Origin of the sequence: Serratia sp. CY55921 (assembly GCF_052167655.1) — a bacterium.
Taxonomy (GTDB): domain Bacteria; phylum Pseudomonadota; class Gammaproteobacteria; order Enterobacterales; family Enterobacteriaceae; genus Serratia; species Serratia ureilytica.
The window spans coordinates 84,044-107,237 of the sequence record NZ_JBJNMU010000002.1 but is presented as its reverse complement, the minus strand read 5'-3'; the positions used below and the strand labels follow the sequence as shown (position 1 = coordinate 107,237).

The following is a 23,194-nucleotide window of genomic DNA, read 5'->3' as shown; positions in this document are numbered from 1 at the left end:
ACACTCGCTGATTGGCCGTGAGAATTGCGGCATAGTCTATCATGGCTGTGTATCAGAGATAATGCGTTGCATCCGCCGCCGGGAATTGTTATCACGGGGGCAGGGCGCAACGGCGGAGAAACAGATGTCCGGGATCGACTTCAAGCAAAAAATCAGCTTCCAACGGCCTTTCAGCAAACCGATCGAGGCCGAGGAAGAGTACGACATCGTGCGGCAGTTCGAGAGCGATCGCGGGCGCATCGTCAACTCGGCCGCCATTCGCCGTTTGCAGCAAAAAACCCAGGTGTTTCCGCTGGAGCGCAACGCGGCGGTGCGCAGCCGCCTGACGCACTCGATGGAGGTGCAGCAGGTCGGGCGCCATATCGCCAAAGAGATCCTCAACCGCTTCAAACAGGCGGGTAAGATCGATGAATTCGGCCTGACCCGGCTGCTCGATCCGTTTGAGAGCATCGTGGAAATGGCCTGTCTGATGCACGATATCGGCAATCCGCCGTTCGGTCACTTCGGCGAGTCGGCGATCAACGACTGGTTCACCCAGCGGCTCGATCCTGCCAGCTGCGGCAGCGAGCCGGGCAGTCACGATCGCTGCCAGGTCGCGTCGCTGCGGCTGCATGAAGGGGAGAGCGATCTGAACCGGCTGCGCAGCCGGATCCGTCAGGATCTCAGCCATTTCGAGGGCAACGCCCAGGCGATCCGCATGGTGTACAGCCTGCTGAAACTCAATCTGACCTACGCGCAGGTCGGCTGCATTTTGAAATACACCCGCCCGGCTTATTGGGCGGGCGACATCCCCGCCAGCCACAGCTATTTGATGAAAAAGCCCGGCTATTATCTGGCGGAAGAAGCCTTTGTCGATAGGCTGCGGCGCGAGCTGCACATGGGCGAGTTCGATCGTTTTCCGCTGACCTACATCATGGAGGCCGCCGACGATATCTCGTACTGCGTGGCCGATCTGGAAGACGCGGTGGAGAAGAGCATTTTCACCGTCGAGCAGCTGTATCAGCATCTGATTCAGGAGTGGGGCGAGGTGGCGCCGGGCGATCTGTTCGACAAGACCGTCGCCAGCGCGTTTCGCAAGATCGACCGCGGCGGCGCGCGGCGCAGCGCGGAAGATCAGTTCTTCATGTATCTGCGGGTGTTTACCGTGGCGCGGCTGGTGCCGCACGCGGCGCAGCGCTTTATCGACAATCTTGACGCGGTTTATCAGGGCAGTTTCAATCAGGCGCTGCTGGAAGATTCCAGCCCGGCCTATCAGCTGCTGAAAATATTTAAAAATGTGGCGTTCAAGCACGTGTTCAACCACCCGGAGGTCGAGCAGCTCGAGCTGCAAGGCTACCGGGTGATCAGCGGCCTGCTGGACATTTACAGCCCGCTGCTGGCGATGTCGCTGGCGGACTTCAGCCGGTTGGTGCGCGAGGACAGCCATCGCGCTTACCCGATCGAAACGCGCCTGTTCCACAAGCTGTCCACCAAGCATCGGCTGGCTTATGTGGAGGCGGTAGAAGGGCTGCAGCATTTATCGCCGGAGCAGCAAACCATTCGGGAATATTATTTCCGCGCGCGTTTATTGCAGGACTATATCAGCGGAATGACCGACCTTTATGCCTATGATGAATATCGTCGATTAATGGCGGCGGAATAATTAAGCGGAGGAATAATTATCAGCAATTCCAACCGGTTGGCTGTCTCGAGTTTTGTAAAGACGAACAATATTTGTTTACTATTGCCAATCATCTGTGCCGGAACTTCGGGCTATTAATTAACTCTGAATAAGCACGCAAGACAGCCATTCTTTTTTGAACGACTTTATAAGAGACACACAGATGAAAAAAACCGCATTAGTTCTGAGCGCACTGGCATTCAGCATCGGTATGGCGATGGGCCCGGTTACGGCCAGCGCCGCTGAAACCGCGTCTTCCAGCACCCAGCAGTTGCCGAGCCTGGCGCCGATGCTGGAGAAGGTGATGCCTTCCGTCGTGAGCATTAACGTTGAGGGCAGCACCACGGTCAATACGCCGCGCATGCCGCAACAGTTCCAACAGTTCTTCGGTGAAGATTCGCCGTTCTGCCAGGACGGTTCACCGTTCCAGGGCTCGCCGATGTGTCAGGGCGCTGAACAGCCCGGACCGGATGGCCAGCAGCCGCAGGGCACGCAGCAGAAATTCCAGGCGCTGGGCGCCGGGGTGGTTATCGATGCCGCCAAGGGCTATGTGGTGACCAACAATCACGTGGTGGACAACGCCAACAAGATCCAGGTGCAGCTGAGCGACGGCCGCCGTTTCGACGCCAAAGTGATCGGCAAGGATCCGCGTTCCGACATCGCCCTGATCCAGCTGAAAGACTTCAAGAACCTGACGGCGATCAAGATGGCGGACTCCGATCAGCTGCGCGTCGGCGATTACACCGTGGCGATCGGCAACCCGTACGGGCTGGGTGAAACCGCCACCTCGGGCATCGTGTCCGCCCTGGGGCGCAGCGGCCTGAACATCGAAAACTACGAAAACTTTATCCAGACCGATGCGGCAATCAACCGCGGCAACTCCGGCGGCGCGCTGGTTAACCTGAACGGCGAGCTGATCGGCATCAACACCGCGATCCTGGCGCCGGACGGCGGCAACATCGGCATCGGCTTCGCCATTCCGAGCAATATGGTGAAAAACCTGACGGCGCAAATGGTCGAGTATGGCCAGGTGAAACGCGGCGAGCTGGGCATCATGGGCACCGAGCTGAACTCGGAGCTGGCCAAGGCGATGAAGGTCGACGCGCAGCGCGGCGCCTTCGTCAGCCAGGTAATGCCGAAATCTTCCGCCGCGAAGGCGGGCATCAAGGCCGGTGACGTGATCGTCACCATGAACGGCAAGGCCATCTCCAGCTTCGCCTCGTTCCGGGCAGAGATTGGCACGTTGCCGGTCGGCAGCAAGATGTCGCTGGGCATTATTCGCGACGGCAAGCCGATAACGATTGACGTCACGTTGGAGCAAAGCGCGCAGACCCAGGTGGCCTCGGGCAATATCTACACCGGCATTGAAGGCGCCGAGCTGAGCAATACCCAGGTCGGCAACGTGAAAGGCGTCAAGGTCGACAGCGTGAAAGCCGGCAGCGCCGCCGCACGCATCGGCCTGAAAAAGGGCGACGTGATCCTGGGCGTGAACCAACAGCCGATCCAGAACCTGGGCGAGCTGCGTAAAATCCTCGACAGCAAACCGTCGGTGCTGGCGTTGAATATTCAGCGCGGCGATAGCCAGCTGTACCTGCTGGCGCAGTGATAAACGTCAGGCGCTAAAAGCAACAAAGGCACGCTACGGCGTGCCTTTTTGCATTATGGCCTGAGGATTCAGGCCGGTTGCGCCAGATGCGCGCGCGCCGCGTGGATCACCAGTTCAATCTCATCCAACAGCTCCAGCCACTCCGGCTCCAGCTCGTCGTTGGTGATGCCCTGGCGCAGCTGCCGCTCGAGGTAGAAACACAGCTGCTTGAGGCGCGGCACGCCGCTGTAGCTGCAGCTGCCGTGTAGCTTATGGACCAGGTCGAGGATCTCGTCGTCGTGTTGCCCCTCGAGCAGCGCCTGCACCCGTTCGCGTACCTGCGGCAGGAAATCGAGCAGCATTTGCAGCAGATCGCGCGCCAGATCCGGTTTATTGGCCGCCTGGCGCAGCGCCAGAATGACCCGATCGGCCAGCTTCAGCGAGGCCAACAATTTGTCCTGATGCTGCGCCATGTTGTCGCGGAACGGGATCGGCACGCCGGCCAGCAGGAAATCGTAATGGCCTGACGGCAGCTGGCCCAGCGTCGGCGAGTGGGTGATCACCAGCTGCGTGACGCTGAGCATGTTGAGCGTCGCCTGTGCCGCCGTCGGGTTGGACTCGATGTAGGCGAGCGTTTTGCCGTTCAGGTCCGGCAGGTTCGGCGCCAGCGACAGCATGCCCTCGTTCAGATCCAGCGTGATGTGGAACCAGAAGGTCGAGCCGCGATTCAGCTGGCTGTGGAAGCAGATGTCGCCGCCCATTTCCTTCACCAGCTTTTGCGTGATCACCAACCCCAGCCCGGTGCCGCCGTGGCGGCGGGAGATGCTGGCGTCCGCCTGGCGGAACGCCTGGAACAGCTGCGACTGCTGGCGTTCGGAGATGCCGATGCCGGTGTCGTGGATCTGCACTTCCACTTCCACCCGGCGCTCCAGCTGTTTGCGCAGCTCGACGCGAATATCGATATTGCCGGTTTCGGTGAACTTGATGGCGTTGCCCAGCAGGTTGGTGATGATTTGCTGCAGGCGCAGCGAGTCGCCGATCACCTGCTCCGGCACGTCGTTGTGCACATCCAGCGTCAGCTCCAACCCTTTGTCATGGGCGCTGGGGGCCAGCAGCACCACCACTTCGTCCAGCGTTTCGCGCAGGGCGAACGGAATATGCTCCAGCACCAGTTTGCCGGCCTCCAGCTTGGAGAAGTCCAGCACGTCATTGATGATGGTCAGCAGGTTGTTGGCCGAGCGCTCGATGGTCTGCAAATAGTCGGTTTGGGTCGCGCTCAGATCGGTTTTCAGCATCTGGCGGGTAAAACCGATCACGCCGTTGAGCGGGGTACGCAGCTCGTGCGACATGTTGGCCAGGAATTCGGACTTGATGCGCGCCGCCTCCTGCGCGCGTTTTTTCGCCAGATCCAGTTCGACGTTCTGGATCTCCATCTGCTCCAGCGTTTCACGCAGGTCAGACGTGGCTTGATCGATGTTCTGCTGCATCTCTTCGTGATAGGCGGTGAGCGACATCGCCATCGAGTTGATGCCGTTCTTCAGCATGTGCAGCTCGCCGAGCATGTAGCCCTCCACGCGGCTGTCGAGCTGGCCGCGGCGGATGCGATCGACGGTGTTCACCATGTTGCGGATCGGGCCGGTCACGTCGCGCATCAGGCGGTAAGCGAACAGGATGGCGATGCACATGCACAGCAGCAGCAGCAGGGTGGAGACGAACACCTCTTTATACTGCTGCAGCCGCACCGACTGCAGATCCAGCTCGATCGCCACATAGCCCAGGTTGTTGTCGGGGTGGCTGCCGCCGTCGGCGGTTTCATCCGGATACTGATTTTCCGACAGGATCGGCGTGCGCAGGATCAGCGAATCGCCGCGCCGGGTGAGCATCAGTTCGGTGGGCAACGGCACGCCTTTCGGCAACTGCAGCTGAGCGAAGTTGTGGTGATAATTGGAGGTGACGAACAGGTTGTTCTGCGCATCGAACACGGTGATCGAACGCACGATGTCCGAATGGCGGCGGTGCAGCAGGCTGACCAGTTGCCTGACCGATTCGCGGCTGCGGAACGTCATGCCGTACTCGCTGGCTACCGCCAGCGGCTCGATGATGCTGGCGCCGGCGTCGACCAATTGCTCCTGCAGCTCGTTATAGCGGTGCACCACGAAGAAGGTGCTGAGCAGCAAACCAATCAGCAAGGTCGGGGCCAGAATCAGGATCATCATGCGCGCACGCAGGCTGTATTTGGTCATGGGATTCCAATGTGGGAGAATTGACAGCTGACACTAGCTTAATGAACCAGCACACAATCGACAAATATGGCGCAATTCTACTCTCCCAAACGCCGCGTGACGACCCGGCAGAGCTCACAAATCTTCACCGTGACGGTGAGCGATCTCGATACTTTCGGCCAGGGCGTGGCGCGCCACGACGGCAAAGCGGTGTTCGTGCCGGGCGTATTGCCGGGCGAGCAGGCGGAAATCCAGCTGACCGAAGACAAGCGCCAGTTCGCCAAAGGCAAGCTCAAGCGCCTGCTGAGCCGCAGCCCGCAGCGGGTGGAGCCGCGCTGCCCGCATTTCGGCGTGTGCGGCGGCTGCCAGCAGCAACATGCGGATGAGGCGCTGCAACAGCAGAGCAAGGCGGCGGCGCTGGTGCGCATGATCGCCCGCGAAACCGGAGTAACCCCGCAACAGGAACCGGTGATCGCCGGCCCGGAATACGGCTATCGCCGCCGCGCCCGCCTGAGCCTGGCGTGGCAGCCGAAGCTGCAGCGCCTGATGATGGGGTTTCGACAGGCGGCCTCCAGCGAGCTGGTGGCGGTGGAGCACTGCCCGGTGCTGCGCCCGGAGCTGGAACAGCTGCTGGCGCCGGTGCGCGCCTGCCTGAGCGGGCTGCAGGCGGTGCGGCGGCTGGGGCATGTGGAGCTGGTGTTGGCGGATAATGGTCCGCTGCTGGTGCTGCGCCATCTCGATGCCCTGAAAGAGGCGGATCGCCAGGCGCTGTTGGCGTTTGGCGAGCGGGAAAAGGTCGCCGTTTATCTGGCGCCGGACAGCGATCGGGTGGAAAAACTGTGCGGTGAAACGCCGTATTATCAGGTTGACGGGCTACGCTTAGACTTCAGTCCGCGCGACTTTATTCAGGTCAATGACGCCGTAAACCAACAAATGGTGGCGCAGGCCCTTGAATGGCTCGACATTCAACCCAATGATCGGGTGCTGGACCTGTTCTGCGGCATGGGGAATTTCACCCTGCCGCTGGCGCGCCGCGCCGCTGCGGTGGTGGGCATCGAAGGTGTTGCCACGCTGGTAGCGAATGGGCAATATAATGCACATAAGAATAAGCTGAATAATGCGTCGTTCTTCCATGAGAATCTGGAGGACGACGTTGAGCGGCAACCTTGGGCAGCACAAGGGTTTGATAAGGTGATGCTGGATCCCGCCCGCGCCGGTGCGGCCGGGGTGATGTCACACATTGTAAAACTGGCGCCGGCGCGGGTGGTGTATGTTTCCTGTAACCCCACCACGCTGGCTCGCGACAGCAAAGTGCTGTTGAACGCCGGTTATCGTCTTGCGCGCGTGCGGATGTTGGATATGTTTCCGCACACGGGGCATCTTGAATCAATGGCGCTGTTTATCAACGAGCGCGCGCCAGAGGTCGCTGCAAAGTAGGGAGAAGTTATGGTTGCGGTAAGAAGTGCACATCTGAATACGGCGGGTGAGTTCGCTCTCGATGAGTGGATCGCCGGCTTGGGGCTACCCAACCCGCAGTCATGTGAGCGATTGGCCGCAACCTGGCGTTATTGTGAGCAGCAGACCCAAAACCATCCCGACGCCTCGCTGCTGTTGTGGCGCGGCCTGGAGATGGTGGAAATCCTCTCGACGCTGAGCATGGACAACGACAGCATGCGCGCCGCGCTGCTGTTCCCGCTGGTGGATGCCGGCATCGTGCAGGAAGAGATCCTGACGGAAACGTTCGGCAAGGGCATCGTCGCCCTGGTGCATGGCGTGCGGGACATGGACGCCATTCGCCAACTGAAAGCCACCCAAAACGATTCGATGGCTTCCGAACAGGTCGACAACGTGCGCCGCATGCTGCTGGCGATGGTTGAGGATTTCCGCTGCGTCGTCATCAAGCTGGCGGAGCGCATCGCCCACCTGCGCGAGGTGAAAGACGCGCCGGAAGACGAACGCGTGCTGGCGGCGAAAGAGTGTTCCAACATCTATGCGCCGTTGGCTAACCGGCTCGGCATCGGCCAGTTGAAGTGGGAGCTGGAGGATTTCTGCTTCCGCTACCTGCACCCGGAAGAATACAAGCGCATCGCCAAGCTGTTGCATGAGCGCCGCATCGATCGCGAACAGTTCATCGACGATTTCGTCGCCGGGCTGCGCGACGAGATGGCCAAAGAAGGCATTCGGGTGGAGATCTACGGCCGGCCGAAACACATCTACAGCATCTGGCGCAAGATGCAGAAAAAGCACCTGGCGTTCGACGAACTGTTCGACGTGCGCGCGGTGCGCATCGTGGCGGAGCGTCTACAGGATTGCTATGCGGCATTGGGCATCGTGCATACCCACTTCCGCCACCTGCCGGACGAGTTCGACGACTACGTCGCCAACCCGAAACCCAACGGCTACCAGTCGATCCACACCGTGGTGCTGGGGCCGCGCGGCAAAACCGTCGAGATTCAGATCCGCACCCGGCAAATGCATGAAGACGCCGAGCTGGGCGTGGCCGCACACTGGAAGTACAAAGAGGGCGCGGGGGTTACCGTGCGCTCCGGCTATGAAGAGCGCATCGCCTGGCTGCGTAAGCTGATCGCCTGGCAGGAAGAGATGGCGGACTCCGGCGAGATGCTCGACGAAGTGCGCAGCCAGGTGTTCGACGATCGGGTCTATGTATTTACCCCGAAAGGCGACGTGGTCGATCTGCCGGCCGGCTCCACGCCGCTCGATTTCGCCTACCACATTCACAGCGACGTTGGTCACCGCTGCATCGGCGCCAAGATCGGCGGCCGCATCGTGCCGTTTACCTATCAGCTGAAGATGGGCGATCAGATTGAGATCATCACCCAGAAACAGCCGAACCCGAGCCGCGACTGGCTGAACCCGAACCTGGGCTACGTGACCACCAGCCGCGGGCGCTCGAAGATCCACAACTGGTTCCGCAAGCAGGATCGCGACAAGAACATTCTTGCCGGCCGCCAGATGCTGGACAACGAATTGGAACACCTCGGCATCAGCCTGAAAGAGGCCGAGAAGCTGCTGATCCCGCGCTACAACATGAACTCGCTGGACGAGGTGCTGGCGGCGATCGGCGGCGGGGACATTCGCCTGAACCAGATGGTGAATTACCTGCAGGGCAAGTTCAACAAGCCGAGCGCCGAAGAGCAGGATCGCGAGGCGCTGCGCCAGCTGGTGCAGCAGAAAGCGCCGCCGCCGGCCCGCAACAAGGATAACGGCCGCGTGGTGGTGGAGGGCGTGGGCAACCTGATGCACCACATCGCCCGCTGCTGCCAACCGATCCCGGGCGACGACATCGTCGGCTTTATCACCCAGGGGCGCGGCATCTCGATCCACCGTGCGGACTGCGATCAGCTGGCCGATTTGCAATCGCATGCGCCGGAGCGCATCGTCGATGCGGTGTGGGGAGAAAGCTACTCCAGCGGTTATTCGCTGGTGGTGCGCGTGATGGCCAACGATCGCAGCGGGCTGCTGCGCGATATCACCACCATTCTGGCCAACGAAAAGGTCAACGTGCTGGGCGTCGCCAGCCGCAGCGATACCAAGAAGCAGTTGGCCACCATCGATATGGACATCGAAATTTATAACCAGCAGGTGCTGGGCCGGGTGCTGGCGAAGCTGAACCAGCTGCCGGACGTGATAGACGCCAAGCGTCTGCACGGCAACTAACTCCTGCGCCTTTCGGGCCGCATCCGAGGTCGATGCGGCCCGAACTCCATCAGTTCCGGCGGACATGTCCGTGCGCCCCCATTTTCTCAGAGATTTTTTATGACCCAATCCACTTCGTTGCAGCGCCTGCTGAACATCATGAAAACGCTGCGCGACCCGCAGAACGGTTGCTCATGGGACCGTAAGCAAACCTTCGCCACCATCGCGCCCTACACGCTGGAAGAGACTTACGAAGTGCTGGACGCCATCGAACGGCAGGACTACGCCGATCTGCGCGACGAACTGGGCGACTTGCTGTTTCAGGTAGTGTTCTACGCTCAGATGGGGCAGGAACAGGGGCTGTTCGATTTTGATGAGGTGTGTACTGCCATCAGCGACAAGCTGGAGCGCCGTCATCCGCACATCTTCGGCGACGCCGAGGGCGGAGACAGCGAAGCCGTGGCGGCGCGCTGGGAGCAGCTCAAGGCCGGCGAGCGCGCCGAAAAAGCGCTGCACTCAGTGCTGGACGACATTCCGCAGGCGTTGCCGGCGTTGATGAAGGCGCACAAGATCCAAAAACGCTGCGCCTCGGTCGGCTTCGACTGGAACACGCTGGGCCCGGTGCTGGACAAAGTGTATGAAGAGATCGACGAAGTGATGCACGAAGCCCGCCAGGCGGTGGTCGATGAGAGCAAGCTGGAAGAGGAGATCGGCGATCTGCTGTTCGCCACGGTGAACCTCTCGCGCCATTTGGGCCACAAGGCCGAGAACGCATTGCAGGCGGCCAACCGCAAGTTCGAACGCCGCTTCCGCGAGGTGGAGGCGATCGTCAAGCAACGCGGGCTACGCTTGGAAGACGCCACGCTGGAGCAGATGGAAGATGCCTGGCAACAGGTGAAACGCCAGGAAAGTTGAATCGCTGCAACGACAATGTTGAATGTTGATCACAAACAAGGTTCACTCAAGCTGAAACGGTTAAGCTTACGGTCAGGTCACAGGCGCAGGGCTGCCGTCGGCAGCAAAAGGCCAACAAACTGAAATCTAAGGTGTTTTATCGTTCGAGAGGGGCGGTAAAAAGAAATTTTCTCCGCTAACTCTTTGTATTTCCTTGAGGGTTTTGGGCGCGCCGGCGGAGTAAACCCTGATGAACACGGGAGGGCGGCCGAGATGATGGACAGCAAAACGATCGTTTGTAGGTCAGGAGAGGTTCGGGTATACTACTTTCCCGTCCTGGTTCTTCCATCGTCTTTAAACCTAAACTCTCAGGTTCAGCATGACAACTAATTATATTTTTGTGACCGGCGGGGTCGTATCCTCTCTGGGTAAAGGCATTGCCGCAGCCTCTCTGGCGGCTATTCTTGAAGCCCGTGGCCTCAACGTTACCATCATGAAACTGGACCCGTACATCAACGTGGATCCGGGCACCATGAGCCCGATTCAGCATGGGGAAGTTTTCGTCACCGAAGACGGCGCAGAAACCGATCTGGATTTGGGTCACTACGAGCGCTTCATCCGCACCAAAATGTCGCGTCGCAACAACTTCACCACCGGCCGCATCTACTCCGACGTGCTGCGTAAAGAACGCCGCGGCGACTATCTGGGCGCGACCGTGCAGGTCATTCCGCACATCACCAACGCGATCAAAGAACGCATCATCGAAGGTGGCGAAGGCCACGATGTGGTGCTGGTGGAAATCGGCGGCACCGTCGGCGATATCGAATCGCTGCCGTTCCTCGAAGCCATCCGTCAGATGGCGGTGGAAGTGGGCCGCGAGCACACCCTGTACATGCACCTGACGCTGGTGCCGTACATGGCGGCGGCGGGCGAAGTGAAAACCAAGCCGACCCAGCATTCCGTAAAAGAGCTGCTTTCCATCGGTATTCAGCCTGATGTGCTGATTTGCCGTTCCGACCGCGCGGTTCCTGCTAACGAACGCGCGAAAATCGCGCTTTTCTGCAACGTGCCGGAAAAAGCGGTTATCTCTCTGAAAGACGTTGATTCTATTTATAAAATCCCAGGCCTATTGAAATCTCAGGGGCTGGACGATTATATTTGTAAACGATTCAGCCTGAACGCGCCGGAAGCCAACCTGGCCGAATGGGAACAGGTGATCTACGAAGAAGCCAATCCGGGCGGCGAAGTGACCATCGGTATGGTCGGCAAATACGTTGAGTTGCCGGACGCCTACAAGTCGGTGATCGAAGCGCTGAAGCACGGCGGGCTGAAAAACCGTCTGACCGTGAACATCAAGCTGATCGACTCGCAGGACGTGGAAACCCGCGGCGTGGAAGTGCTGAAAGGGCTGGACGCGATCCTGATCCCGGGCGGCTTCGGCTACCGCGGCGTGGAAGGCAAAGTGATGACCGCACGCTATGCGCGCGAGAACAACATTCCTTACCTGGGCATTTGCCTGGGCATGCAGGTGGCGTTGATGGAGTTCGCTCGCAACGTGGCGGGGATGGAGAACGCCAACTCCACCGAGTTTATGCCAGACTGTAAGTACCCGGTGGTGGCGTTGATCACCGAATGGCGCGATGAAGACGGCAACGTCGAAGTGCGCAGCGAAGAAAGCGATTTGGGCGGCACGATGCGCGTAGGTGGCCAACAGTGCAACCTGAGCGACAACAGCCTGGTGCGTCAGCTGTACGGCGAACCGACCATTGTCGAGCGTCATCGTCACCGTTACGAAGTTAACAACATGCTGTTGAAGCAGATCGAAGCCGCAGGGCTGCGTGTCGCCGGTCGTTCCGCCGACAACAAGCTGGTCGAGATCATTGAACTGCCGAATCACCCGTGGTTTGTGGCCTGTCAATTCCACCCGGAATTTACATCGACGCCGCGTGATGGGCATCCGCTGTTCGCCGGCTTCGTGAAAGCCGCAGGCGAGCATCAGAAGCGCCAGGTGAAATAAAATATTTGGTAGGCGGCGCGCGGTGAGAACCGCGCGCTGTTTGTCTGGAGTTTTAGTTTAACTTGTACTGAGGAAAACCTAATGTCCAAAATCGTTAAAGTCATCGGTCGTGAAATCATCGACTCCCGCGGTAACCCGACTGTTGAAGCCGAAGTTCATCTGGAAGGCGGTTTCGTCGGCCTGGCTGCTGCGCCGTCAGGTGCTTCTACCGGTTCCCGCGAAGCGCTGGAACTGCGTGACGGTGACAAGTCTCGTTTCCTGGGTAAAGGCGTACTGAAAGCCGTTGCTGCAGTAAACGGTCCGATTGCTCAGGCAGTACTGGGTAAAGATGCCAAAGACCAGGCGAACATCGACAAGATCATGATCGAGCTGGACGGCACCGAAAACAAATCCAACTTCGGCGCCAACGCCATTCTGGCGGTTTCCCTGGCAGCAGCGAAAGCGGCCGCAGCCTCTAAAGGCATGCCGCTGTACGAGCACATCGCTGAACTGAACGGCACCCCAGGCAAATTCTCCATGCCACTGCCGATGATGAACATCATCAACGGCGGCGAGCACGCTGACAACAACGTCGACATTCAGGAATTCATGATTCAGCCGGTTGGCGCGAAGACCCTGAAAGAAGCGGTGCGCATCGGTTCCGAAGTGTTCCACCACCTGGCGAAAGTTCTGAAAGCCAAAGGCATGAACACCGCCGTGGGCGACGAAGGCGGCTACGCGCCAAACCTGGGTTCCAACGCCGAAGCGCTGGCGGTTATCGCTGAAGCGGTAAAAGCGGCGGGCTACGAGCTGGGCAAAGACGTCACTCTGGCGATGGACTGCGCGGCTTCCGAATTCTACAAAGACGGTAAATACGTGCTGGCCGGCGAAGGCAACAAAGCCTTCACTTCCGAAGAGTTCACTCACTTCCTGGAAGAGCTGACCAAACAGTACCCAATCGTGTCTATCGAAGACGGCCTGGATGAATCCGACTGGGCGGGCTTTGCTTACCAGACCAAAGTGCTGGGCGACAAAATTCAGCTGGTGGGCGACGACCTGTTCGTGACCAACACCAAGATCCTGAAAGAAGGCATCGAGAAAGGCATCGCTAACTCCATCCTGATCAAATTCAACCAGATCGGTTCTCTGACCGAAACGCTGGCGGCTATCAAGATGGCGAAAGACGCCGGCTACACTGCGGTGATCTCTCACCGTTCCGGTGAAACCGAAGACGCAACCATCGCCGACCTGGCGGTAGGGACTGCAGCTGGCCAGATCAAAACCGGTTCCATGAGCCGTTCTGACCGCGTTGCCAAGTACAACCAACTGATCCGCATCGAAGAAGCGCTGGGTGACCGTGCGCCGTTCAACGGCCTGAAAGAAGTTAAAGGCCAGTAAGTTCGACCGATTCGGTTGCTAAATAAAAACCCGCCGCGGCGGGTTTTTTTATGGCTGACGTCCCGATGTTAACCCTGTTTTATTTATTAATAATCGCTGCGTTTAACCTAATAATTTTATTGTGCAGTTTTCTTGCCGGTTTTTATATTCCGTTTTTATTTGCTTTATAATTATTCGTTACTAGACTGCCAATAAGGCGGCGTTATTTTTTTTCTTGCCGTTAAATATCGCCATCATCGTAATGCGTTCTTTCATACTGCCGGGTTTCGGCTGGGGGAGGGCCAGATGCGACAGCGAGTCGTCATTGTCGGCGATGGAACCGGCGGCACCATGCTAGCCAATCTGCTGGCCGTGAAATTGCACAGGGAAATTCTCAATAATAAAGTTGAGTTATTAATGATTTCGGATTCGCCGCTGCATTATTACAAGCCGGCGTTTATGTATGTTGCATTCAATAATTTTTTCAAGCAGGAGCTCACGCGTTCACAGCGGAGTTTATTGCGGCCGGAAATACAGTTTGTCGTCGATAAAGCGGAATCTTTTGATTTAAAACAGCGGTATATCATTACGCAAAGCGGCAAGCATTATCCGTATGACTTCCTGGTTTTCGCCACCGGCTGCGAGCCCTGGCCGGAGCGCATCGAAGGGTTGGCGCAGGCGGGCGATCATTTCTACCAGTATCAGGCCGCGCGGCGGTTGGCGCATAAGCTGGCGACGATCGAGAAAGGCCGCATTTTCATCACCGTGTCCTTCCCTGAAACGCCTAATGTGCCCCATCAGTGCGGCATCGCGCCGATCGAAACCACCCTGATGCTGGACGACTACCTGCGGCGGCGCGGCGTGCGCAAGGCGGTGGAGATCGTTTATACCTACCCAACCATTTCTCAACTGCTGCGCAACTGTCTGTTTTTACAGCGCCCGACCGGCGAAGCGCTGCCCGCCATTTTTGCCGCGCGCGACATTCGCCACCAGCGTGGGTTTACCCTCAGCCGGGTGGACGCTCAGCGCAACATCGCCTATTCCGCCGAGGGGGAGGAACAGCCGTTCGACATTCTGATGGCGACGCCGCCCATCCGTGCAGTGGAGGCGGTGCGCAATACCGGGTTGAGCGAGAGCCAAAACGGCGAAGGCTGGCTGCCGACCGATCATCAAACGCTGCAGGTCTACGGCCAGCAGGGGGTGTATGTCATAGGTGATACCGTGGATTTGCCGGTCAGCAAGGCCGGTGGCTCTTGCCATAATCAGGCGCCGGTCATTGCCGACAACATCGTGGCGGAAATGCGGCTGGGCCAAACCGTGAGCCATTACGACGGCAAGGTGCAGGCGGTCGCGCAAATGGGGCTGAATGCCGGCATGCCGCTGGTGTACGACTACCGTCACGACGTGCTGCCGACGCCCGCCACCAAGGCGGGCGGCATGCTGCGCAACGGGTTCAACCGCGGCCTTTACTGGGCCACGGTAAGGGGGCTGATATGACGGAAAGCACGGTGCATGCGGCTGACCTGCAATCATTGGCGGCGTTGCTCGAGAAACTGCAGCCGCTGCTGGCGGGCGGCCGTTTGGATAACGTGATCGATCTGTTGTCGCTGCTGTCGGACGTGGTGGACATCGCCGACAACGCGCTGGTAGAGAAACTGGCCGGCGTCTTTGAAGGTTTGGTGACCATCGGTTGGGAAGGCGGAACGGCGCTGCAGATGGCGCACAGCGAGCTGCAATTGAATCCTCCGCCGGCCAGTTTTCGCGCGCTGTACGCCTTGCTGAAGCAGCCGGATACTCTGCTGGGGTTGACGCTGCTGCTGCGTACTTTACAAATCATCGGCCAGCGCACGCGAGACAGCGCATTGCCGCCGGCCCTTTCGGATGAATCAAAAAATTAAGCTTCACCCACTCAGGTAAGGAGTTGTGTTATGTCCGCTACAGCAGTTGGCCACGACTTTGCCACCCGGACTATTCATTACGGCTACGATCCGCAGCGGTATCAGGGGGCACTGTCTCCGCCGGTGTTTATGAGCTCTACGTTTGCTTTCCCCACTGCGGAATACGGCGGCGCCTGCTTTGCCGGCACCGAGCCGGGGTACTTTTACTCGCGCATCGCCAATCCGACGTTAAACCTGCTCGAGCAACGCGTCGCCAACCTGGAGGAGGGGGAGGCGGCGGTGGCGTTCGCTTCCGGCATGGGGGCGATCACCGCCTGTTGCTGGACGCTGCTCAGACCGGGCGATGAGCTGATTGTCGACGAAACCGTGTATGGTTGCACCTTCAGCTACTTTCATCATGGCCTGGCGCGCTTTGGCGTCAAGATAACCCACGTTGATCTGACCCGGCCGGAGCGGCTGGCGGCGGCCATTGGACCGCGTACCCGTCTGGTGTATTGCGAAACGCCGGCCAATCCCAATATGCGTTTGATCGATATCGCCGCCGTGGCGGAGATTGCCCATCGGCATCAGGCGCTGTTGCTGGTGGACAACACCTATTGCACGCCCTATCTGCAGCGGCCTTTGGCGCTAGGCGCCGATATCGTGGTGCACTCGGCGACCAAGTACCTCGGCGGACACGGCGATCTCCTGGCCGGAATAGCGGTGACGCGTCAGGCGTTGGCAGAGGCGATCCGTCTGGAGGGGCTAAAGGACATGACCGGGGCGGTACTGTCGGCGCAGGATGCCGCGCTGGTGCTGCGCGGGATGAAAACCCTGCCGCTGCGCATGGATCGTCATTGCGATAACGCGCAGCGCCTGGCGGAGATGTTGGCGGAGCATCCGGCGGTCGAGCGGGTATATTACCCCGGCCTGGCGAACTTCCCGCAGCATGCGTTGGCGCAGCGGCAAATGGCGCGCCCCGGCGGCATGCTGGCGTTTGAGCTGCTGGGCGGCCTGCGTGCGGGCATTCGTTTCCTCAACGCGCTGCAGCTCATCTTGCGCGCGGTCAGCCTGGGCGATTGCGAAAGCCTGGCGCAGCACCCGGCCAGCATGACGCACTCGGCCTACACGCCGGAAGAGCGGAAACGGCATCACATCAGCGAGGGGCTGGTGCGGTTGTCCGCCGGGCTGGAGGCGTTTGACGATCTGCAGGCGGATATCCTGCAGGCGTTGGCGCAGGCGCAATAAAAAACCCGCCGCAGCGGGTTTTAGCAGAAGCGAGCGTTACATCTGTTGCGTCGCCGCGGTCACCGGCGAACCGCCGCCTTTCTTGCGCACCCACAGCCAGTAAGCCACGGTGAGTAAAGCGATCCACACCAACCCGACGTACAGCGCGATGCGGCTCTCTTCGAAATAGCCGAGCAGGCCGATGACGAACGCCATAAAGGCGGTCGCCAATGCCGGCGCCACCGGCCACCACGGCACCGGGAAGCTCAACTGGCGCGTTTCTTCCGGCGACAGCGTGCGGCGCATGACGATCTGCGACAGCAGGATCATCAGCCACACCCAGACGGTGGCGAAGGTGGCGATCGAAGCGATGATCATGAAGACCTTCTCCGGGATCAGGTAGTTGAGCACCACCGCCAACAGCAGGGCGACCGACATCACCAGCACCGTCATCCACGGCACGCCGCTGGCGGTCAGTTTGGTGAAGCTGCGCGGCGCCTGGCCGTCCTGCGCCATGCCGTACATCATGCGGCCGGCGCCGAAGATATCGCTGTTGATGGCCGAAATGGCGGCGGTGATCACTACAACGTTCAGCACGTTGGCGGCGGAGCTGATGCCGAGGTTGCTGAAGATCTCAACGAACGGGCTGCCGTTCTGGCCGATGCTGTTCCACGGATAGATAGCCATCAGCACCGTCAGCGTCAGCACGTAAAACAGCAGGATGCGCACCGGCACGGCGTTGATCGCCTTCGGCAGCACTTTGGCGGGGTCTTTCGCCTCGCTGGCGGTAATGCCGATGATCTCGATGCCGCCGAAGGCGAACATCACCACCGCCAATGACGCGACCACGCCGCCGATGCCGTTAGGCATAAAGCCGCCGTGTTGCCACAGGTTGCTGATGCCGGTGGCGTGCTGGGTTTGCCCGAAACCGAACAGCATCACCGCTGCACCGCCGACGATCATCGCCACGATGGCGGCGACCTTGACCAGCGACAGCCAGAACTCCAGCTCGCCGAAGACCTTGACGCTGCACAGGTTGAGCGCGCCGATAAACAGGATGATGCTGAGCACCCAAACCCACTGAGCGACGTCCGGGAACCACAGCCCCATATAGATGCCGAAGGCGGTGACGTCCGCCAGGGCGACGATCACCATTTCGAAGGTGTAGGTCCAGCCGGTGAGGAACCCGGCCAGCGGGCCGAGATAGTGGCTGGCGTAGTGGCCGAACGAGCCGGAAACCGGCTGATGCACCGCCATTTCACCCAGCGCGCGCATCACCATGAATACCGCCGCGCCGCCCACCAGATAGGCCAGCAGCACCGCCGGGCCGGCCAGTTGGATGGCGCCGGCGGAGCCGTAGAACAGGCCGGTGCCGATCGCCGAGCCGAGAGCCATAAAACGGATATGCCGCGCGTTTAGTCCGCGTCTGAGTTGTGTCGTTTCGTTACGCATGTTGTTTCCCGTTAAGTGTTTGCCGAACAGGCACGCGCTGCCCGCACCGGGTGGAACGCACCCGGCGGGGCAGAACAAACTGCGTGATTCAGTGTGTGATGATTATGCCTGGCTAGGCAGCAGCGCCGCAGGCAGCAGCGATGTCAGGTGACCGGCCGCCAAGAGTTGGCTGGCGGCTTCAATGTCGGGGGCGAAGAAACGATCCTTGTCGTAGAAACTGACATGCTCGCGCAGCAGACGGCGCGCCTGCTCCAGACCTTCCGAGGTCTTCAGGCCGTTGCGGAAATCCAGGCCCTGGCAGGCGGCCAGCCATTCGACCGCCAGAATGCCGCGCACGTTGTCCGCCATGCTCCACAGGCGGCGACCGGCGGCCGGCGCCATGGAGACGTGGTCTTCCTGGTTGGCGGAGGTTGGGATGCTGTCGACGCTCGACGGATGCGCCAGCGCTTTGTTTTCGCTGGCCAGCGCCGCGGCGGTGACCTGAGCGATCATGAAGCCGGAGTTCACGCCGCCGTTCTCCACCAGGAACGGTGGCAGCTGCGACATGTGCTTGTCCATCATCAGCGAGATGCGGCGTTCGGACAGCGAGCCGATTTCGGCAAACGCCAGCGCCAGGTTATCGGCGGCCATCGCTACCGGTTCGGCATGGAAGTTGCCGCCGGACAGCACGTCACCCTGCTCGGCGAACACCAGCGGGTTATCGGAGACGGCGTTGGCCTCGATCTCCAGCACCTCGGCGGCCTGGCGGATCTGCGTCAGGCAGGCGCCCATCACCTGCGGCTGACAGCGTAGGGAGTAAGGATCCTGCACTTTTTCGCAGTTGCGGTGCGAGTCGGAGACTTCGCTGCGCGCGCCGAGCAGGTGGCGGTAGGCGAGGGCGGCGTCGATCTGGCCGCGCTGGCCGCGCACCTCATGGATACGCGCATCGAACGGGCTGCGGGAGCCCAGCGCCGCTTCCACCGTCAGGCTGCCCGCCACGGTCGCGGCGGCGAACAGGTCTTCCGCGTCGAACAGGCCGCGCAGCGCGAAGGCGGCGGAGACCTGGGTGCCGTTCAGCAGCGCCAGGCCCTCTTTCGCCGCCAGCGTCAGCGGTTTCAGACCGGCCTTGGCCAGCGCTTCGGTCGCCGGCAACCATTGGCCCTGATGGCGCGCCTGGCCTTCGCCCAGCAGCACCAGGCTCATGTGCGCCAGCGGCGCCAGGTCGCCGGAGGCGCCGACCGAGCCCTTCAGCGGGATATGCGGATAAACTTCGGCGTTGACCAGCGCGATCAGCGCCTGGATGACTTCCAGACGAATGCCGGAGAAGCCGCGCGACAGGCTGTTGATTTTCAGCACCATGATCAGGCGCACCAGATTGTCGTCGGTGGGCTCGCCCACGCCGGCGGCGTGTGACAGCACGATCGAACGCTGCAGGTTTTCCAGATCGTCGCGGGCGATGCGGGTCGAAGCCAGCAGGCCAAACCCGGTGTTGATGCCGTAAGTGGTGCGGTTTTCTTCAACGATGCGTTCCACGCAGGCCACGCTCTGCTGGATAGGGCCGTAGGCGTTGTCGTCCAGCGTCAGCGTCACCGGATGTTGATACACGTCGCGTAGCTGGGCCAGCGTCAGTTTGCCTGGGCGAATAGTCAGCGCTTTCATGCTTTTTCTCCTTGGGTCGCGGCAACCATCGGCAGGTTCAGGCCTTGCTCACGGGCGCAGTCGATAGCGATATCGTAACCGGCGTCGGCGTGACGCATGACCCCGGTAGCCGGGTCATTGTGCAGGACGCGGGCAATGCGCTCGGCGGCTTCGTCGGTGCCGTCGCAGACGATCACCATGCCGGAGTGTTGGGAGAAGCCCATGCCGACGCCGCCGCCGTGGTGCAGGGAAACCCAGGTGGCGCCGCTGGCGGTATTCAGCAGCGCGTTCAGCAGCGGCCAGTCGGAAACGGCATCGGAGCCGTCTTTCATCGCTTCGGTTTCACGGTTCGGGCTGGAAACGGAGCCGGAATCCAGATGGTCGCGGCCGATGACGATCGGGGCAGACAGTTCGCCGCGGCGCACCATCTCGTTGAACGCCAGGCCCAGCTTGGCGCGCTGGCCGAGGCCAACCCAGCAGATGCGCGCCGGCAGGCCCTGGAAGCTGATGCGCTCGCGCGCCATGTCCAGCCAGCGGTGCAGGTGCTCGTCATCCGGGATCAGCTCTTTCACCATGGCGTCAGTTTTGTAGATGTCCTGCGGATCGCCGGACAGCGCCGCCCAGCGGAACGGCCCGATGCCGCGGCAGAACAGCGGACGGATGTAGGCCGGCACGAAGCCCGGGAAGTCGAAGGCGTTGTCGACGCCGGTTTCTTTCGCCATCTGGCGAATGTTGTTGCCGTAGTCGAAGGTCGGCACGCCCATCTGCTGGAACGCCAGCATGGCTTTGACGTGATCGGCCATCGATTGCTTGGCGGCGGCGACCACTTTGGCCGGCTCGGTTTGCGCGCGCTGGCGATACTCTTCCCAGCTCCAGCCCTTCGGCAGGTAGCCGTTCAGCGGATCGTGGGCGCTGGTCTGGTCGGTGACCATGTCCGGGCGCACGCCGCGGCGCACCAGCTCAGGCAGGATTTCCGCCGCGTTGCCGCACAGAGCGATGGAGATGGCTTTGCCTTCTGAGGTGTATTTCTTGATGCGGGCCAGCGCGTCGTCCAGATCTTTGGCCTGCTCATCGACGTAGCGGGTTTTCAGACGGAAATCGATGCGGCTCTGCTGACATTCGATGTTCAGCGAGCAGGCGCCCGCCAGCGTCGCGGCCAGCGGCTGCGCGCCGCCCATGCCGCCCAGACCGGCGGTCAGCACCCAGCGCCCCTGCAGGCTGCCGTCGTAGTGCTGGCGGCCCGCTTCGACGAAGGTTTCATAGGTGCCCTGAACGATGCCCTGGCTGCCGATGTAGATCCAGCTGCCGGCGGTCATCTGGCCGTACATCGCCAGGCCTTTGGCGTCCAGCTCGTTGAAGTGTTCCCAGGTTGCCCAGTGCGGCACCAGGTTGGAGTTGGCGATCAGCACGCGCGGCGCGTTGCTGTGGGTTTTGAAGACGCCGACCGGTTTGCCGGACTGCACCAGCAGGGTTTCGTCTTCTTCCAGCGTTTTCAGGGTTTCGACGATCTTGTCGTAGCAATCCCAGTCGCGCGCGGCGCGGCCGATGCCGCCGTACACCACCAGCTCGTGTGGGTTCTCCGCAACTTCAGGATCGAGGTTGTTCATCAGCATGCGTAACGGCGCTTCGGTCAGCCAGCTTTTTGCGTTTAATTGTGTGCCGCGTGGCGCGCGTACATCGACATTGCGAACTTTGTTATTTGTAGTCACAGCATTTTCCTCAAACAGTATCGGTGCAGATTCCATGCCGCGGTGGGGATGAGTACCACGGCATAACAATGCGTAGGGCTTATTAACATATACTTGTATGTACAAGCATATGCAACATTGACCAGTTGCCGCTGAAAAGTGGCATAAGAAAAAGTTATTTTCTTTTTATATCAGGTTGATATGCGATTTTTTATCGCCGGTCTCAGGTACGGAAAGCCGGAGAAAAGTGAGCTGTTCGGCAAAAATGAATTAAAATTGACTCATTTTTGGGCGGCTAGTCACAATATTTTTACAGTCTTATTACAGTTGACGGCGGAGGATAAAAAAGCCCTATCACCGCAGGAAGAAAGCCCGCCGTGGGCGGGCTTGCAAGGGTCAGGCGGCCGGCTGTAGCGTCGGTTTGCGGCTCATCTTGCACACCGTGGCGATGGCGGCGATCAGCGCCGGCACGCACAGGAACATCAGGATGCTCTGCACTTCCCACTGCATGGCCAGCAGTTGGGCGCCCATCATGGTGCCGGCGACGCCGCCGAAGCGGCCGATGCCCTGCATCCAGGCGATGCCGGTGGCGCGGCTGTGGGTCGGGTAGAAGGTCGCCGCCAGCGTTTGCAGCCCGGACTGCGCGCCGTTCATGGTGACGCCCATCAGGAAGATGAAGGCGCCCAGCAGCACGATCTGTTTATCCTCGGTGGCCATCGCCACGATCAGCAGGGCGGTGACGACAAAGCCGCTCGAGACCACTTTGTGCGCATTCCAGCGGTCCATCAACCAGCCGGCCACCAGGATGCCCAGCGTGCCGCCGAAGGTGAACAGCGAGGTGAGCATCGCCGATTGCTCCAACTGATAGCCCAGTCCCTGCATCAGGATTGGCATCCAGCTCAGCAACACGTAGTAGATCACCAGCCCCATAAAGTAGGTCAGCCACAGCATCAGCGTGCCGAGCAGGTAAGGGCGGCTGAACAGCAGGCCGACGCTGGTCTTGGTCTGCGCCAGCTTCTCTTCGTACAGGTAAAACCGCGTCACGCCGTCGAGGCTCCGGCTGACGAAGCGCTGCGCGATGCGCTTGATCTTCGCCGCATCCTGGCCGCGGTTAACCATATATTTAACCGACTCCGGCAGCAGCAGGATCAGCAGGACAGTCAATACCAGCGGCGCGATGGCGCCGAGCAGCAGCACGCTGTGCCAGCCGTAGTTCGGGATCAGCCACGATGAAATGGCGCCGCCGCCGGCCGCGCCCAGCGGAAAACCGCAGTACATGGTGTTGATCGCCAGCGAACGGCAGCGCTGCGGCGCGTATTCGGAGATCAAGGTAATGGCGTTGGGCATCGCCGCCCCCAGCCCGAGACCGGTGAGGAAGCGCCACAGCGTCAGGCTGTTGAGCGAACCGGCGTAGGCGGTGGCCAGGCTCGACAGGCCGAAGAACAGGCAGGAAAACACCAGTACGCGCTTGCGGCCGATGCGATCGGAGATCGGCCCGGCGATCAGCGCGCCGAGCGACAGCCCCAGCAGCGCAGCGCTCAGCACCGGCCCCAGATCCTGCTTCACGATGCCCCAGTCTTTGGCGACCGAGGGGGCGATATAGCCCATGGCGGCGGTATCGAAACCGTCGATGGCGAGGATCAGAAATCCGAGAATGATCAGTGTCCAGTGAAACAGCGAAAACTTGCTGTCGTCGATGGCCTGTTGAATGTTTAACTCGCTGGTGGAATGAGTCATGGCACCCTCTAAACGCAGATGTAGTCGTGATGGATGGAACGTGGCCGAAACTGGCGCTCGGCTTGTGTTTGCTTGTATATACATCTGCGCGTCGGCGCTTTATGTCAAATATAATTATCTTATTTGTTAACTGTGTGTTGTTTTCTGTGGAGCAGGTTGCACCGCCGATGAAAGGCCAAAGACCGGTTAACAAATTAAATGAACG

The 23,194-nt window shown here is 60.2% G+C and carries 15 protein-coding genes; 10 read left to right on the top strand and 5 right to left on the bottom strand.

The genetic code is table 11. The features are described from left to right. The first annotated feature begins 124 nt into the window (after positions 1-124). Complete coding sequence (gene dgt / locus ACJ8M3_RS14345; RefSeq protein ID WP_033641868.1) at positions 125-1,642, top strand: dGTPase; 1,518 nt, start codon at positions 125-127, stop codon at positions 1,640-1,642. Between the two features lie 181 nt (positions 1,643-1,823). Continuing rightward, a complete protein-coding gene (degP, locus tag ACJ8M3_RS14340; RefSeq protein ID WP_033641869.1) occupies positions 1,824-3,266 on the top strand; it encodes a serine endoprotease DegP in 1,443 nt (480 codons plus the stop codon). 68 nt (positions 3,267-3,334) lie between these two features. Here degP and barA read toward each other — a convergent pair whose 3' ends face one another. After that, positions 3,335-5,488 carry a two-component sensor histidine kinase BarA gene (barA, locus tag ACJ8M3_RS14335; RefSeq protein ID WP_442514700.1) on the bottom strand — a complete coding sequence of 718 codons (2,154 nt, stop codon included), beginning with the start codon at positions 5,486-5,488 and terminating at the stop codon, positions 3,335-3,337. 66 nt (positions 5,489-5,554) lie between these two features. Here barA and rlmD point away from each other — a divergent pair, with 66 nt between their 5' ends. The 8 genes from rlmD (at position 5,555) to ACJ8M3_RS14295 (ending at position 16,516) form a co-directional block, all read left to right on the top strand. Beyond that, entirely contained in the window at positions 5,555-6,904 is a 1,350-nt protein-coding gene (gene rlmD / locus ACJ8M3_RS14330; RefSeq protein WP_046688236.1) for a 23S rRNA (uracil(1939)-C(5))-methyltransferase RlmD, read from the top strand. A 9-nt stretch (positions 6,905-6,913) separates the two neighbouring features. Continuing rightward, positions 6,914-9,145 carry a GTP diphosphokinase gene (gene relA / locus ACJ8M3_RS14325; protein WP_047572652.1) on the top strand — a complete coding sequence of 744 codons (2,232 nt, stop codon included), beginning with the start codon at positions 6,914-6,916 and terminating at the stop codon, positions 9,143-9,145. Between the two features lie 99 nt (positions 9,146-9,244). Continuing rightward, the gene (gene mazG, locus ACJ8M3_RS14320; protein WP_033641873.1) at positions 9,245-10,039 is read left to right on the top strand and encodes a nucleoside triphosphate pyrophosphohydrolase; all 795 of its coding nucleotides are present in this window, start codon (positions 9,245-9,247) and stop codon (positions 10,037-10,039) included. Between the two features lie 358 nt (positions 10,040-10,397). Next, on the top strand, positions 10,398-12,035 hold the full coding sequence (pyrG, locus tag ACJ8M3_RS14315) for a glutamine hydrolyzing CTP synthase (protein WP_004932674.1): 1,638 nt from the start codon (positions 10,398-10,400) through the stop codon (positions 12,033-12,035). Between the two features lie 81 nt (positions 12,036-12,116). After that, on the top strand, positions 12,117-13,412 hold the full coding sequence (gene eno / locus ACJ8M3_RS14310) for a phosphopyruvate hydratase (RefSeq protein WP_004932670.1): 1,296 nt from the start codon (positions 12,117-12,119) through the stop codon (positions 13,410-13,412). 285 nt (positions 13,413-13,697) lie between these two features. Continuing rightward, positions 13,698-14,888: an NAD(P)/FAD-dependent oxidoreductase gene (locus tag ACJ8M3_RS14305; RefSeq protein ID WP_442514699.1), complete on the top strand. Its 1,191-nt coding sequence runs from the start codon at positions 13,698-13,700 to the stop codon at positions 14,886-14,888. Beyond that, on the top strand, positions 14,885-15,289 hold the full coding sequence (locus ACJ8M3_RS14300; RefSeq protein ID WP_080273363.1) for a hypothetical protein: 405 nt from the start codon (positions 14,885-14,887) through the stop codon (positions 15,287-15,289). Before ACJ8M3_RS14305 ends, ACJ8M3_RS14300 begins: the two co-directional genes overlap by 4 nt. Positions 15,290-15,319: 30 nt before the next feature. Then, entirely contained in the window at positions 15,320-16,516 is a 1,197-nt protein-coding gene (locus tag ACJ8M3_RS14295) for a methionine gamma-lyase (RefSeq protein WP_197845321.1), read from the top strand. Between the two features lie 36 nt (positions 16,517-16,552). Here ACJ8M3_RS14295 and ACJ8M3_RS14290 read toward each other — a convergent pair whose 3' ends face one another. The 4 genes from ACJ8M3_RS14290 to ACJ8M3_RS14275 form a co-directional block, all read right to left on the bottom strand. Beyond that, the gene (locus ACJ8M3_RS14290; RefSeq protein WP_033651653.1) at positions 16,553-17,947 is read right to left on the bottom strand and encodes an amino acid permease; all 1,395 of its coding nucleotides are present in this window, start codon (positions 17,945-17,947) and stop codon (positions 16,553-16,555) included. Positions 17,948-18,049: 102 nt separating this feature from the next. After that, on the bottom strand, positions 18,050-19,585 hold the full coding sequence (gene hutH, locus ACJ8M3_RS14285; protein WP_025301604.1) for a histidine ammonia-lyase: 1,536 nt from the start codon (positions 19,583-19,585) through the stop codon (positions 18,050-18,052). Next, complete coding sequence (hutU, locus tag ACJ8M3_RS14280; protein WP_025159649.1) at positions 19,582-21,273, bottom strand: urocanate hydratase; 1,692 nt, start codon at positions 21,271-21,273, stop codon at positions 19,582-19,584. The genes hutH and hutU overlap by 4 nt, the downstream gene beginning before the upstream one ends. A gap of 375 nt (positions 21,274-21,648) precedes the next feature. Further along, on the bottom strand, positions 21,649-22,989 hold the full coding sequence (locus ACJ8M3_RS14275) for an MFS transporter (RefSeq protein WP_033641877.1): 1,341 nt from the start codon (positions 22,987-22,989) through the stop codon (positions 21,649-21,651). Between the last annotated feature and the right edge of the window lie 205 nt (positions 22,990-23,194).

Coding starts and splice junctions, on each gene's coding strand:
- dgt (WP_033641868.1), top strand. CDS start 125: ATGTCCGGGATCGACTTCAAGCAAAAAATCAGCTTCCAACGGCCTTTC.
- degP (WP_033641869.1), top strand. CDS start 1,824: ATGAAAAAAACCGCATTAGTTCTGAGCGCACTGGCATTCAGCATCGGT.
- barA (WP_442514700.1), bottom strand. CDS start 5,488: ATGACCAAATACAGCCTGCGTGCGCGCATGATGATCCTGATTCTGGCC.
- rlmD (WP_046688236.1), top strand. CDS start 5,555: ATGGCGCAATTCTACTCTCCCAAACGCCGCGTGACGACCCGGCAGAGC.
- relA (WP_047572652.1), top strand. CDS start 6,914: ATGGTTGCGGTAAGAAGTGCACATCTGAATACGGCGGGTGAGTTCGCT.
- mazG (WP_033641873.1), top strand. CDS start 9,245: ATGACCCAATCCACTTCGTTGCAGCGCCTGCTGAACATCATGAAAACG.
- pyrG (WP_004932674.1), top strand. CDS start 10,398: ATGACAACTAATTATATTTTTGTGACCGGCGGGGTCGTATCCTCTCTG.
- eno (WP_004932670.1), top strand. CDS start 12,117: ATGTCCAAAATCGTTAAAGTCATCGGTCGTGAAATCATCGACTCCCGC.
- ACJ8M3_RS14305 (WP_442514699.1), top strand. CDS start 13,698: ATGCGACAGCGAGTCGTCATTGTCGGCGATGGAACCGGCGGCACCATG.
- ACJ8M3_RS14300 (WP_080273363.1), top strand. CDS start 14,885: ATGACGGAAAGCACGGTGCATGCGGCTGACCTGCAATCATTGGCGGCG.
- ACJ8M3_RS14295 (WP_197845321.1), top strand. CDS start 15,320: ATGTCCGCTACAGCAGTTGGCCACGACTTTGCCACCCGGACTATTCAT.
- ACJ8M3_RS14290 (WP_033651653.1), bottom strand. CDS start 17,947: ATGCGTAACGAAACGACACAACTCAGACGCGGACTAAACGCGCGGCAT.
- hutH (WP_025301604.1), bottom strand. CDS start 19,585: ATGAAAGCGCTGACTATTCGCCCAGGCAAACTGACGCTGGCCCAGCTA.
- ACJ8M3_RS14275 (WP_033641877.1), bottom strand. CDS start 22,989: ATGACTCATTCCACCAGCGAGTTAAACATTCAACAGGCCATCGACGAC.